General features: G+C 69.0%; 10 protein-coding genes and 1 pseudogene. 4 read left to right on the forward strand and 7 right to left on the reverse strand.

Annotated features, from left to right (window positions below; genetic code table 11):
• Positions 1-614: 614 nt before the first annotated feature.
• From LY44_RS15295 to LY44_RS15310, 4 genes are all read right to left on the reverse strand, one after another.
• On the reverse strand, positions 615-803 hold the full coding sequence (locus tag LY44_RS15295) for a hypothetical protein (protein WP_136905713.1): 189 nt from the start codon (positions 801-803) through the stop codon (positions 615-617).
• A 429-nt stretch (positions 804-1,232) separates the two neighbouring features.
• A complete protein-coding gene (locus tag LY44_RS15300) occupies positions 1,233-2,573 on the reverse strand; it encodes a serine hydrolase domain-containing protein (RefSeq protein ID WP_055212023.1) in 1,341 nt (446 codons plus the stop codon).
• Positions 2,554-3,981, reverse strand: a complete 1,428-nt coding sequence (locus tag LY44_RS15305; protein ID WP_065118416.1) for an alginate export family protein — start codon at positions 3,979-3,981, stop codon at positions 2,554-2,556. The genes LY44_RS15300 and LY44_RS15305 overlap by 20 nt, the downstream gene beginning before the upstream one ends.
• A gap of 366 nt (positions 3,982-4,347) precedes the next feature.
• The gene (locus LY44_RS15310; RefSeq protein ID WP_055212035.1) at positions 4,348-5,247 is read right to left on the reverse strand and encodes an AraC family transcriptional regulator; all 900 of its coding nucleotides are present in this window, start codon (positions 5,245-5,247) and stop codon (positions 4,348-4,350) included.
• Between LY44_RS15310 and LY44_RS18585 the strand changes: the two are divergent.
• A pseudogene (locus LY44_RS18585) lies at positions 5,188-5,532 on the forward strand (aldo/keto reductase); the annotation flags it as partial. The gene LY44_RS15310 and the pseudogene LY44_RS18585 sit on opposite strands and share 60 nt — an antisense overlap.
• 72 nt (positions 5,533-5,604) lie before the next feature.
• Here LY44_RS18585 and LY44_RS18035 read toward each other — a convergent pair.
• Complete coding sequence (locus LY44_RS18035; RefSeq protein WP_055212025.1) at positions 5,605-5,799, reverse strand: hypothetical protein; 195 nt, start codon at positions 5,797-5,799, stop codon at positions 5,605-5,607.
• 188 nt (positions 5,800-5,987) lie between these two features.
• Positions 5,988-6,974: a threonine dehydratase gene (locus LY44_RS15325; protein WP_055212027.1), complete on the reverse strand. Its 987-nt coding sequence runs from the start codon at positions 6,972-6,974 to the stop codon at positions 5,988-5,990.
• Between the two features lie 165 nt (positions 6,975-7,139).
• Here LY44_RS15325 and LY44_RS15330 point away from each other — a divergent pair, with 165 nt between their 5' ends.
• The 3 genes from LY44_RS15330 (at position 7,140) to LY44_RS15340 (ending at position 12,648) form a co-directional block, all read left to right on the forward strand.
• Positions 7,140-7,997: a helix-turn-helix domain-containing protein gene (locus tag LY44_RS15330; RefSeq protein ID WP_055212029.1), complete on the forward strand. Its 858-nt coding sequence runs from the start codon at positions 7,140-7,142 to the stop codon at positions 7,995-7,997.
• A 105-nt stretch (positions 7,998-8,102) separates the two neighbouring features.
• Positions 8,103-8,666, forward strand: a complete 564-nt coding sequence (locus LY44_RS15335) for a YdcF family protein (protein ID WP_055212030.1) — start codon at positions 8,103-8,105, stop codon at positions 8,664-8,666.
• Positions 8,659-12,648, forward strand: a complete 3,990-nt coding sequence (locus LY44_RS15340) for an amino acid adenylation domain-containing protein (RefSeq protein ID WP_111396055.1) — start codon at positions 8,659-8,661, stop codon at positions 12,646-12,648. The genes LY44_RS15335 and LY44_RS15340 overlap by 8 nt, the downstream gene beginning before the upstream one ends.
• A gap of 52 nt (positions 12,649-12,700) precedes the next feature.
• Here LY44_RS15340 and LY44_RS15345 read toward each other — a convergent pair whose 3' ends face one another.
• The gene (locus LY44_RS15345; RefSeq protein ID WP_065118435.1) at positions 12,701-13,102 is read right to left on the reverse strand and encodes an HMA2 domain-containing protein; all 402 of its coding nucleotides are present in this window, start codon (positions 13,100-13,102) and stop codon (positions 12,701-12,703) included.
• Positions 13,103-13,149: the final 47 nt, after the last annotated feature.

The following is a 13,149-nucleotide window of genomic DNA, read 5'->3' on the forward strand; positions in this document are numbered from 1 at the left end:
CCCGAAGGGATCGTCACATCTGCTTGTCGTTCTGCCGTAGCAGCACGCCAAACAGTGAAGCTGACAACACTCATCATCGGCACAAGGCCTAGAGTGCGATACGCGCTCGGTCCGCAGTCGCTTGCACGACCAAACCGCCCACATATCTCTTCAGATAGCATCAATGTCAAAGAGCAAGGAAACAAAAACAACCGTCAGCACCAATCCCTTGGCGCATCCAGCCAGTATCATCTCCAGTTTTCCGTTTGCTTTCAGTCGCTTGCGCTTCCGTCCGCTTCCTTCCGCAACCACCGTCGCTTCGGTGAGGGGTCTTCTACGGATACCCACCAACCTCCGCAACCCCCTTTTTCAAAAATCACCAAAATTTCTCGCCGCGCCCGCCAAACCCCCAGCATTCATTGGGCAAAATCGAATACCCAAAAGAGAACCCCAAAACACGCCAGAAACTTTGTTGCGCAAAGGCGCCAGCGAAAGACGGAAAATTCTTGCACGCGACCGGGCGACACCGGGGAATCGCAAGGAAAGCGCCCTGCCCTTCCCGCCCGGCCAAGGCCCAGTCATGCGAAGGCCCGCCATGGGGCGGGCCGGGCAAGACGGGTTTCAGCGCGGACGGGTCACATCCTTCGGGCATAGGGCGCGATCGCATCCTCGACCTCGGCGCGCGAGAACGGGCCGGTGAAGGGCCCCGGTCGGCCGTCGCCGGTCAGGACGACGCCGAATTCCGCCCCCCGCCACAACAGGAAGGTGACGTTACCGTATTTCGAGACCACGGGCGGCTGCGTGGTGATTTGCGACAGTTGCATGGCGATTCCCCAATCGATGGCCCCCCCAGCTTCGCGGATCGAGGTTAACCGAGAGTCAATCGCGCGCCGAAATCCGGCCTGACCGGTCGCGCTCATTTCCCTTTCTTCCTGAGCGTCGAATGCTTGCCGAGATCCCATCGGGCCCGCAGGAACATCACCGCCTGCGCCAAGACTCTTTCCGCTCAGGGGCCGAAAATCGGGGTTTACAGGGCTGATGCGCCGCTTGCTTTCGGGATATGTCGCGGCGGAGGATCTGGCGCATCGCGGACAGGCGCAGCGGAAGCGCGGGTCGGCACGAGGGCAATGCGTGCGCCTTTGCCGCTCAGGGAACGAAGGGCCGTATCGCCTCAAGCACGACGCTTTCGATCCACACCCTGCGCCATTCACCCCCGGGTTTCTCAATCACTGGAAGCGCCTCCTCCCCGCTCGTCAGTCCTGACGCATCAGGAACTCCGCCACGGCCTGAAAGGCTGGCAGCGATGTGGGGTCGATCCGGGTGTTGGACGCGGTGGGATGAGAGGCGAAACGCACCAGAACCATGTCGGCGGCGGGGTCGACATAAATCGTCTGGCCATGCACCCCGCGCGCGGCAAAGGCGCCATGCGCATTGTGAAAGACCCACCACTGGCTGGTGTAGCTGCCACCCGGCAGCGTCGGATAGCCGCTGAACCGGGTCCGATCCCCCCCCTTCGCGATCTTTTCGACGACTTGCGCCGGAAACACCTGTTCGCCGTTGATCCTGCCCTTGTTCAGCATCAGCAAACCCAGGCGTGCCGCATCGCGCAGACCAAGGCTGATCCCGCCCCCCGCGAAAGGCACGCCCTTGCCGTCCACGGTCTGATAGGCGTCCTGCTCGGCCCCCATGGGGCGCCAAAGGCGTTCCGAGGCCAGATCCGTCACCGCCTTGCCCGTGGTACGGCTAAGGATCCAGCCCAGCATGTCGGAATTGATGGTCTTGTAATGGAACGCCTCGCCATGGTTCCCCTCGGGCTGGACCTGCGCCAGATATTCCCAATAGCCGTCCGGCCCCTTGTAGTCGGCAGGTTTCGGAAACGGGCTGGCGGCGGCGGAATAGACCCAGATGTCGGCCTTCGGATCGGCATAATCTTCCGAATATCTGACCCCCGTCGTCATGTCCATCACCTGACGGACGGTCGCGGTGCCAAAGGCGCTTTCGGCAACCTCGGGGATGATCTCGCCGACCCGGCGCGTGTCGTCGAGTGCCCCCTCCGCGATCAGGATCTCGGCCAGAAGGCCCGTCACCGATTTCGTCATCGACATTGCCGCATGTTTCCCGGCCGCGTCCAGGCAGCCGGAATAGCGTTCATAGACGACCCGCCCCCGGTGCAGGATCAAAATGCCGTCGGTGTAATTGGCATCGAGCGACTCTTCCCAGGTCATCGGTGTGCTCGCCCCGATCGGCAGGAAGGACAGCGCATCGATCCGGGCGCGCAGATCGGCGAAGTCCGCCGCCGGGGGATAGCTCAGCGGGACGGGGGCGCCCAATCCGCGGCTGATGGCCTCGGTCGGCAGAAACTCTCGCAGGTGGCAGACCGACCAGCGCAGTTTCGGAAAGCTGAAATAGACCTTGTCCGGCTGCGTGATGATCTTGTCCGCGGGCGGGGGGAAGCCCTGCATCCAGCCCATCACCCGCGGGTCGGACTCCCGCGCCGAGAGCGGCGCCGCCTCGGCGCTGGCGGACGTCGCGGTGGCAAGCGCAAGGACGAGCGCGGCGGTCCACAGGAACCCCTCAGTAGGCGATGACGACATTGGCAAATCCTCCTGTCCAGGGCGATGCGTCCCGGCCGATGACCCGGTCAATTCCGGCCCCGGGAAAGGAGGCCGAGACACCGGCGGTCAGAAACGTGTTGCGGTTGATGACCCGGCTGTATTCAAGGAAAAGATCGTCGGCCAGATCGGCCGTCGTCACGCCCGCCACGACCTCGAAATCGGGATCAAGGCGGGTTCCCTGTCCGAACTGGATCGGGCTCTTCAGCTCATTGGCCCGAACATGGGCATAGCGCAGGGTCAGGCTCTCCCGGGGCGAGGGGCTGAGCTGCAGCGCAAGGGACAGGGCGTTCACGTTCGAATTGATGAAGGTCGAAGCGGATTTCGACCCCGTCGCCCAGGCGCTTGGGCTGCCCTGATAATAGAGCGGGTCGAAGCGTTCGAGGGTCGCAGTGTCCGGATCATCGCCCGAGAAGGTCTGATAGCCGAGCGTCAGCATCGGCGACCATGGCCTGTCCGCAAAGCTGTAGCCGATGGTCACCCGACCGGCCCAGGCTTCCATGTCGATGCGATCATTCCGCTGCAAGGCCAGATCGCCGGTGAAGACCCAATTGGCCAGCCCGGTGTCGAAGGGATTTGTCTTCGCGTAAATGTTCAGCGTCCTGGTCGCCTCGCGCCCGCCCGCAAGGATCGAGGGCGCCCCGATGCCCCCCGGCGCGGCCACGGGATAGGGCGACCCGGAGCGGATCACGTCGACGTAAGTCGCGCCGATATAGCCCCCTTTCGGGTCGTCAAAGCGCAGATCAAGGCCCGCCAGGGCATTCCTGCCATCCTGGCCCGGCAATTCGTTCGGGTCCAGATAGAAAGCCGATCCGGTGACAGGCCCGTGCGACAGCTTGCCGAGGGCGGCCATTTCCCAGGCCTTGCGCGGCCCGAACTTGAGCGCGCCGCGTTCAAAGCCGTTCGTCGCGCCATTCGCCACCAGCATCCCGGTTCCGAAAGACACCTCGCGCGGTCCCAGCGACAGATCATAGGAGATGCCCTCGCTTTCCCCGCCGCGCAGGGCGAGATAGGCCTCTTCAAGCGTCGTCGCGCCGCTGTCCTGCGCGGCGAAGGCATCGGTGCCAAAGGTATGGGACAGAACCGCCGAGGCCCCGCCATAAAGCACGGCGCCGCCGTCCAGCCGCGCTTCAAAGCTGAGCCCGGGCTTGAGGTAGCTTTCGAGCCAGTCCGTATCGGGATCAAACCCGCTTGCGGGCGCCGTTGTCGCCGCAAGATCCCAAAAGAGATTGCTTTCGCTGACCGCATTCAGCCCGCCCTGAAGATGCCAGCGCAGGGTGAAACCGTCGCGCGCAAAAAGGGTGGTTTCTTGCGCCAGCGCGGGCTGCACGGCGGAGGGCAGCGCCGAAACGAGGAAGACAACCGCGCCGGGGAGACAGAACCTTCGCATCGACCACCGCCCCGCGATCACCAGCGGCCCCGTCAACGTTCGCGCTCAGGAGTGAGCCTGCCCGGGCGTGGCGTGATGACAAGCATTTCAAGTTCGGATGTTTCCAGAAGACCTTGGCGAACTATGCCGCGACCGATCCGCTCGATCAACAACTTTTGGTTGCGACCGCGAGGCGAGGATGAGGTTTCCTCTCATGTCGTGTTATGTTCTTCGGAAATCGTCAATCACCACCTGCCGGCTTTTTCCAGAGGTCACCAGGTTCGGGTCTTCTTCGATCAGGCTGCGGGTCTGGGCCGGCGCAAGGGGTGTGCAGGCAAAGCAGAGATGCAGGTGCTGTTCCGTACATGGCAGGTGGGGCAAAGCGGATCAGGCCCCGGTCTGCGGCGCCAGCCCCTTTCGGATCGCGACCCTGTCGCGGCCGGGCGGGGCGCCGAACATGCGGCGGTATTCGCGGCTGAATTGCGACGGGCTCTCGTAGCCGATCGCATAGCCGACCCGGGCGACATCGGCCGCGTCGGACAAAAGCAGCCGCCGCGCCTCCTGCAGGCGCAGCTGCTTTTGATATTGCACCGGCGTCATCGCCGTCACCGCCTTGAAATGGCGATGAAAGGTGGCGGGGCTCATGGCCGCGACCTCGGCCAGCCGCGCGATCTGGAGCTGCTCGGCGAAGCTGTCCCGGATCTGCGCGATGGCGCGGCCGATCCGCGCCGCGGGACTGCCCGCCAGCCCGATCTGGCGCAGCGCGGGCCCCATCGGGCCCTGCAGCAGCCGCCAGGTGATCTCGCGCCGGATCAGCGGCGCGAGGATCGCGACATCGCGCGGCCGCTCGCACAGCTGCAACAGCCGCAACAGCGGCTCCTGCAGCTCGGCCCCGAGACGATGCACCGCCAGCGCCGGGCCGGGCGGGATATCGGCGGCCGCGCCCATCTCGCACAGCAGGTCGGTGATCGTCGCGGGCTCCAGCGCCAGGCTGAAGGCGAGATAGGGGCGTTCCGGCGTGGCCTCGGTGATCTCGGCACGGATCGGCACCTCCATCGAGGCGATCAGGCATTTTCCCGCGTCATAGCAAAAGGCCCGGTCCCCCAGCATGCTGATCTTGGCGCCCTGCACCACGACGCAGAGCGAGGGGCGGTAAACCGCATGAATCGGCCCGGTCGGGGCCGAAACCGCGGTCAGATACAGCCCCTCAAGGGGCGTTTCGCGGCCATGCGCCTGCCACAGGCGGGCGATCGCGTCTCTCAGCGGGGCAAGGCTGTCCGTGTCCATGACCGGCAGGCTATCCGTCTTCGCGTGATCGCGCAGCCCGCAATCGGCGCGAATGAGAGGATCGTGCAAGATTTCGCGAGGATCGGCGTCGCGCCCCGCAGCCTTGCGGGCCTGTCTTTGCGGCAACCGGGCGGCCTGCGGGTTTCCCTCGGGCAAATACGGCGCGGGATCGCCACGGCCCGGGGCTGCTCGGTGGCGCAGGTGGCGCTGGCCTGGCTTTTGCATCAGCCGGTGGTGACCTCGGTGATCGTCGGCGCGAAGCGGGTCGATCAGCTGGCCGATAACATCGGCGCGACCGGGCCGCGGCCTGCGCCCGAGGATCTGGCGGCGGTCGGGCGAAACCCCGCAGTCAAGCCGTCACGGCGCGCTGGCGAAAAGACGGCGCGTCAGCGCAAAGGCCCGCTCCGCCCGGGCCGCGATCTGCGGCGGCGTCAGCGGCGCCTGCCGCCCCAGCGCCTGTCGCATCTGCCCCTCGCCGAAAAGCAGGCTGACATAGGTCTCGGCCGCCTCGGCCGGGTCCGTGTCGGGGGCAAAGCGGCCCGTCGCAATCACCTCGGCGAGACGCCCGGTTTCGGCGGCATCGACGATGGCGGCGCGGTTCAGGATGACCGCCTTGTCGCTGCTGATGAAGGCCAGAAGCAGCGGCCCAAGCTGGTCCAGCGCCGCCAGCGGATCGGCCTGCCCGGCAAGCGCCGCGTCCAGATGCGCGCTGACCCGCCCCCGTTTCGCCTGTGCCCGGGTCAGGATCCGGGCCCCTTTGCATCACCGGGGCATCGCCCGGCGAGCACTTCCAGAAAGATCTCGCGGTCGATGTTGCCGCCGCTCAGGATCACCGCGGCGCGCTTGCCCGCATGGCGGGCGCGACAGTGCATCAGCCCCGCCAGCGCCGCGGCACCTGCGCCTTCGGCAAGGTTGTGGGTGTCGGCAAACAGCACCCGCATCGCTTCGGCGATCTCCTCCTCCGTCACCTCGATCAGATCGGCGGCCCCGCGCAGGATCACCTCCAGCGCCTCGGGCGGCGGCTCGCGGCAGGCAACCCCGTCCGCGAAAGTCTGCGCCGCAAGGCCGGGCACCGGATGACCGGCGCGAAAGGCCCGCGCAAAGGCCGGGGCGCCCTTCGCCACCACGCCGACGATCTCGGTCGAAAGCCCCAGAAGATCGCGCATCGCGATCAGCCCGCAGAGACCCGAGCCCATGCCCACCGGCACGAAGACCACGTCGATCCCCTGCCAATCGGAAAACAGCTCAAGCGCATAGGTCGCGACGCCCTGCACCAGATCGCGGTGGAACGACGGCACCATCCGATACCCCCGCGCCTTTGCCTCGGCGGCGGCCCGCGCCCGGGCGGCGTCGAAATCCTCGCCCGCGATCAGCACCTCGCCGCCAAAGGCCCGCATCGCGGCATTCTTCTCGACCGAATTGCCCTTGGGCACCACGATCAGCGCCGGAATGCCCGCCGCCCGCGCGCCCATCGCGATCGACTGGCCGTGATTGCCCCGCGTCGCGGTCACCACCCCCGGCGGCAGCGCGGCCCGGCGCAGCCGTTCCATGTAAACCAGCCCGCCACGCGCCTTGAACGACCCGGTGGGCGTGTGGTTCTCGTGCTTGACGATCACCTCGAGCCCCAGCCGCGCCGCCAGAAGCGGCCAGGCATAGGCGGGCGTGGGCGGCACGCGCGGCCGCAGGATCGACACGGCATCGGCGATCTCGTCATCGGTGAACTGCATCGCACCCTCCTGTTTCGGGCTTCCGGTTCGGGCTTCCGGTTCGGGCCGCTGTAGCAGCCCTCAGGGCGCCGGGCTTTCACGGATCGCACATGAAATTGCGCCAAACCCGCAAGCGGGGCTGCGCGGGGGGCTGCACGACGGCGCGCGGTGCGCTAGGCTCTCCCCATGGGCAAGGCATCGCAGCAGACCGCCCCGGGCACGGGGGTTCTTCGGGCGCAGATCGGGCGCTGGCGGGCCGAGCTTTGGCCCGAAGCGCCCTATTCGGTGCGCTACACCCCGGACGCCGGGGTGTTGGGCTTTGCCTTTGATCCGCAAACGGGGGAACATGCCTTTGGCGCCGACCGCCGACAGGTCTTCGTCGCGCGGGCGGGGGGCCTGGCCTGGGTCCCGGCCGGCTGCGATGTCTATTCCGCCTCCGACCGGGGCGGCGCCTATCTGCGGATCGAGGGGCTTTGCGGCCCCGACCGACCGATGCGCGACCTGCCGGACCGGGGCGCCGAGGTCGCGGCACAGGCGCTGCGCCGAACGCTTCTGGGCGGCGCGGATCCGCTGCAGGCCGAAGCGCAGATCCTGACACTGGCCGCGCGGCTTGCGGCGGTGAATGGCGCCGCCCCGGCCCGCCCCAAAGGGTGGATGACGCCGCAGCGGCTGCGCCGGATCGACGCCCTGATCGAGGCGCGGCTTGACGAACCTCTCCTTGTTTCGGAGCTTGCGGCGGCGCTGGACCTGTCGCCCGGCTTCTTTGCCCGCGCCTTTCGCGAGGTGACGGGGCGCTCGCCGCGCGCCCATATCCTGGCCCGCCGCCTGAACCGGGCGCTGGAGATGGTGCGCAGCACGCCCCGACCGCTGGCCGAGATCGCCGCCGCCTGCGGCTTTGCCTCGCATGCGCATATGAGCGCGCAGTTCCGCGCCCGGCTGGGCATCGCGCCGAGCGATCTGCGCTGCGCCTTCCCGACGCGGGTCTTGCCGGGGGGAGCCGCGTCGGAAGCGCGGCGCTTGCGCCCCCCGGCGCCGATCCCTTGAGGCTGTCGCCGGCCCGAGGACGCGGCGGGCGGCGCCGTTTTCGATTGTCCCGAGATCAATATCGGCTATGGTCGCGGCACGAATGCGCCGACTTGAGGACGCCGTGTGAACCCATACGATAGCCGAAGCGCCATCAGCGCCTTCCTGTTCAAGAAATGCCCCCCGGAAGCCGTGGATCTGGCCTTTGTCTTCTGCAGCCCGACGCTCAGCAGCCTCGATCCGGCCATCGCACTCTATAAAGCGGGGCTGACCCCGAAACTGCTGCTCTCGGGCGCGGGCACGGCCATCGACGGATCGGTGGAATGGGCGTTCTATCGCGATCATGCCCTCGCCTCGGGCGTGGCGGAAAGCGCGCTGCTGCTTGAAAAGACCGCCCGCAACACCGCCGAGAACGCGGCCTTCGGGGCGGCGCTGATCGAGAAGGAACTGGGCTGGGCGCAGGTCCGCAGTCTTGCCGTGTGCGCCAAGCCCTTTCACATGCGGCGCGCGATCATGACGCTGCGCCCGCATGTCCCGGCCGGGGTGCGGCTGATCGCCCAGCCCCCGGACGATCCCGGCGATCTTGCCGCGGAAACCTGGTGGCAGACCGCGCAGGGCCGCGCGCGCGTCTTCGCGGAATTGGAAAAGATCGGCGCCTATGCCCGCAAGGGAGATCTGGGCGATGTCTGACCCGGCCCCCTCACACCTGACCCGCCCGCAGCTCGCCCGCCCCCACCTCGCCCGCATGCACCTGATCGGCGTCGGGGGAAGCGGGATGCTGCCTTTGGCGCTGCTGCTGCGGCAGGCGGGCCAGCCGGTGACCGGCAGCGACGATCTCTGCGCCCCGGCGCGTCTTGCGCTTTTGCAAGCGCAAGGGATCGCGGTGCGTTCGGGGGCGGATCCGGCCCTTGCGCGGGCGGCCGATTGTGTCGTCGCCAGCCCGGCGATTCCGGAAACCCATGTGGAGCGACGGGCGGCACGGCGCGCGGGCCTTCCCGTCAAGACCCGCGCCGAGGCGCTGGCCGAGGTGATCGCGGGCCGTCAGACCATCTGCGTCGCGGGCAGCCATGGCAAATCGACGGTGACGGCGATGCTGATCCGGATCCTGACCGCCGCGGGACGGGACGATTTCGGCTATATGCTGGGGGCCTCCTTCGCCGATCCCGGGATCGCCCCCGCGCGGCTGGGCACAGCCGGGGCGCCTTTCGTGACCGAAGCCTGCGAAGCCCATGGCGCCCTGGCGCAGTGGCAGCCCGCGCAGGCGATCGTGACCAATCTTGATGATGAGCACGCCGATCACTACGGCGGGCTGACCGGGTTGCGCCAGGCCTTCGCGGCGTTCCTGACGCGATTGCCGCCCGAGGGGCAGGCGGTGGCCTGCGGCGACGACCCGCAGGTCGTCGAGATCCTGCGCCGGGCGGGCTGTGCGGCGCTGACCTATGGTTTTCAGGACGGCAACGGCTTGCGGGGGGTGCCGGACGCGGCCGGGGGCGCCAGCGTCTTCCTGCAGGGCGCAGAGCTGGGGCGGCTCGCGCTGGCGGTTCCGGGGCGGCACAACATGCTCAATGCGCTGGCCGCGCTGGGCATGGCGCTGCGCCTTGGCATCGGGTTCCGGGTCGCGGCCGAGGCGCTGGCCGGGTTTCCCGGGATCGCGCGGCGGCTGCAGCGCCTCGACACCGGCGGCGGGCCGCGGCTTTATGACGATTTCGCCCATCACCCGGCCGAGATCGCGGCGGCTCTGGCGGTGCTGCGCGAAACGACCGCGGGGCGGCTGATCGCCGTGCTCGAGCCGCAATTGCACAGCCGGGTGACGCGCATGGCCGGGCGCTTCGCGCAGGCGCTGGGCGCGGCGGACCAAAGCTACATCCTGCCGGTCGCGGCACTGGGCGAAAGCGCGCGGGCGGGCGATGGCGATGCCGCGCTGGCCGCGGCCTGCCGCGCGGCGGGGCTTGTCTGGCAACCTGTCGCGGAGCTCGGCGCCCTGCTGGCGCGGCTCGGACAGGATCTGCGGGGCGACGACACGCTTGTTGTCATGGCGGGGACAAGCGGCGCCGCGCTGGCCCGGCAGATCGCCGCGGCGCTGTCGCAACCGTCCGCGCCCCGCGCGGCCCCCGCATCCGTCCCGGCCCCCGCATCCGTCCCGGCCCCCGCCTCCAACCCCGCCCCCGCCCCCAGCCTGCTGCTTGGCGAGCGGCGGCCCCCGCCGCCCGATCTGCTCGCCCTTGTCGCCGCGCAGGCGAAGCGGCGGCCCGCCGCACCCGCCGTCGAGATGGGGCCGCGCCGGCTGAGCTACGCCGATCTGCTCCGGCGCAGCGACGAGCTTGCCGCCCGTCTGGCCGCCGCGGGCGTCGGGGCGGGCGACAGCCTCGGTGTCTGCCTTGGCCGCTCGGTGGACCGGGTGACCGCCTTCCTCGCCGCCTTGCAGCTTGGCGCCGTCTTCGTGCCGCTTGACCCGGCGCTGCCCGAGGAAAGGCTGCGGCAGATGCTGCAAACCGCCCAGGTGCGGACAGTGGTGGTGAATGCCGCCAGCCCGGCGCTGCCGGAGATCGGCCTGCGCATCGTCCCCTGCGGCCAGCTGCCGGAGCGGGACGATGCCCCCGGGCCGCCCGGACGTCCGGTGCCCGCAGCGGCCGAAGCCACGGCCTACATGATCTTCACCTCCGGCACGACGGGGGCGCCGAAAGCGGTCGAGATCTCGCGCAGGGGGCTTGCCAATTACGCCGCCGCCGCGGTCCGGCACTTCCAGATCGCCCCCGGCGCGCGGGTCTCGCAGCTCAGCGGCTTCGGCTTCGATGTCTCGGTGGGGGACATGGCGATGGCGCTGGCCGCCGGGGCCTGTCTGGTCTTTCCCACGGATCTGCAGGCGATCCCCGGCCCGCCCGTCGGCCGCTTCCTTGCCGAGGCCCGGCTGACGCATCTGTCGCTGACGCCCTCGGCGCTGGCGATCATCCCCCCGGCAGAGCTGCCGGATCTGACCCATGTCATCGTCGCGGGCGAGGCCTGCCCGCCCGCGCTGGTCGCGCGCTGGGGCGAAGGGCGCGTCTTTCTCAATGCCTATGGGCCGACCGAAGCCACGATCGAGGCGCTTTTCGCCCGCTGCACCCCCGGCCAGCCCGTCAGCATCGGGCGGCCCTTCGACAACATGGGCGCCTGCGTGATGACGGAGGCCCTTGAACTTGTCACCCCGGGCGCGACGGGGGAGCTGTGCCTGTTCGGGCCGGGCCTCGCCACGGGATATCGCCACCTGCCCGCGCTGAGCGCGCAGCAGTTCCCGGTGGTCGACCTGCCCGGCCTTGGCCAGACGCGGATCTATCGCACCGGCGACCGGGCCAGGGTCGGCGCCGATGGCGGGCTTCTGTATCTGGGGCGGATGGACGGCCAGCTGAAGGTCAACGGCCACCGCATCGAGCCCGGGGAAGTCGAGGCGGCCCTTTGCGCCCTGCCCGGGGTGATCGACGCGGCGGTCTCCTGCCTTGCGGCGCCGCTTTCGGCCGATCGTCTGATCGCCCATCTGGTGATGCGGCCCGGCGCCGCCGCGCCCGATCCGGTCGATCTGCGCGCCCGGCTGCAGCGGCAGCTGCCCGGCTGGATGGTCCCCGCGGTCTTCCTGCCGGTGCCCGAAATTCCGCGCAATGCCAATGGCAAGCGTGACCGCAGCGCGCTGCCGGTGCCGCCGCAGCTGACGCGGCCCGCCGCGGCCCGCCGCACCGGCACCGCGACCGAGGCGAAGCTGATGGCGCTGATCGACGCCGAGGTCGGGACCGGGGTCATCGCCGGCACGCGCGACAGCCTGCGCGAGGCCGGGATCGACTCTCTCTCGATGGCCAACCTGCTGTTTGCGATCGAGGACGCTTTCGGCATCGCCCTTGATGCCGGGTTCGAGGCCGGGTTCGATACGGTCGAAGTCCTGGGGCTGATGGTGGATGCGCGGCTGCGGGCCCCGCCCGCGCCCGCCGCGCCCGGGATCGCCGCGGCGCTGCCCGCAAAGATCCTGCCCCATCTTGCCACCTGGCCGGGGCGGCGGCTTGGCCGGGCCGGGCTGGTGCGCAGCCTTGGAGAGGCAGGTGCGGCGCAAAAGCTGTTCTGGTGCTTTCAGGCCGGTCAGGAATTCGCCCGGCTGAGCGAAAGCCTGGGCGGGGCGGTCTCGCTTTTCGGGCTGCGCTCGGGGCATCTGGCGGTCGATTATGATGCCGATACGCTGATGGCGCTTGGTCGGCTTTATGCCGGGGAGATCACCGCCATCGCCCCGACCGGCCCGCTTTGTCTGGGCGGGAATTGCCAGGGCGGGCTGGTGATGCGCGAGGTCGGGCTGGCGCTGATGCGTCAGGGCCGCGAGGTCGCGCTGACCATCCTGATGGAACAGGGCCGCTTCCTGCATTACCCGGGCGCCACCCTGCTGCTGTTCGGCGCGGGCAGCTATCTCAACCCCTATGGCCAGATCGCGGCGCCGGAGCAGGTGTTCCGCAGCGCCTATCCCGCGGGCCACCATGTCGAGATCCTCCGCGGGGCGCATGGGCAGTATTTCAGGCCCGGAAATGTCGAGGCGCTGGCCGCGACGATCCTGCGCCATCTCGCGCCTCCCCGGAACGGAGACGGCAGCGGAGACGGCGCGGGCCCTCCTTGCCCCGGAGCGGCGCGGGGGCGCGTTCCTGCGGACGGATCAACGCACTGAGAAGCCCTGATCCGGGGCCGCGGCGCAGGCGGTAAGGCGAGAGGCGGGGCGGTCAGATCGCGGCGGCGACGATGCGGGTGATGAAAGTGTTCAGCACCGCCTTGCTCATCGCCACGGTCATCGCCTGCTTGAACTCGGGCGAGAGTTTGGCGCGCGGGATCTGCGCCCCCGGAATCGGCGCAGTCGTGCGGTTCGCGGCGGGCCATGCCGTCGGGCGGGTCAGCGCGGCCTTCGGGCAATGGGCGCAGATATGATCCAGGATCGCCCCCAGCTCGCCGCGCTCGACATGGTAATGCACGATCACCGAGGCCGCGCCGCGGTTCACCTCGACCGCCAGCACGCCTTCGAGCGCGCCGACCTTCTCATGCAGCTTGCGCGCCAGATCGGCATCGCGGCGCAGCGCCTCGATCTTGAAACGGGCGCGGCCGGGGATGTGATGCACGCAGCAGACCATGGAAGCCTCCGTCCTGTCCCCGGCAGGATGCGAAACCAAAGCGATTC

It is taken from the genome of Rhodobacter capsulatus (assembly GCF_003254295.1).
Classification (GTDB): Bacteria; Pseudomonadota; Alphaproteobacteria; order Rhodobacterales; family Rhodobacteraceae; genus Rhodobacter; species Rhodobacter capsulatus.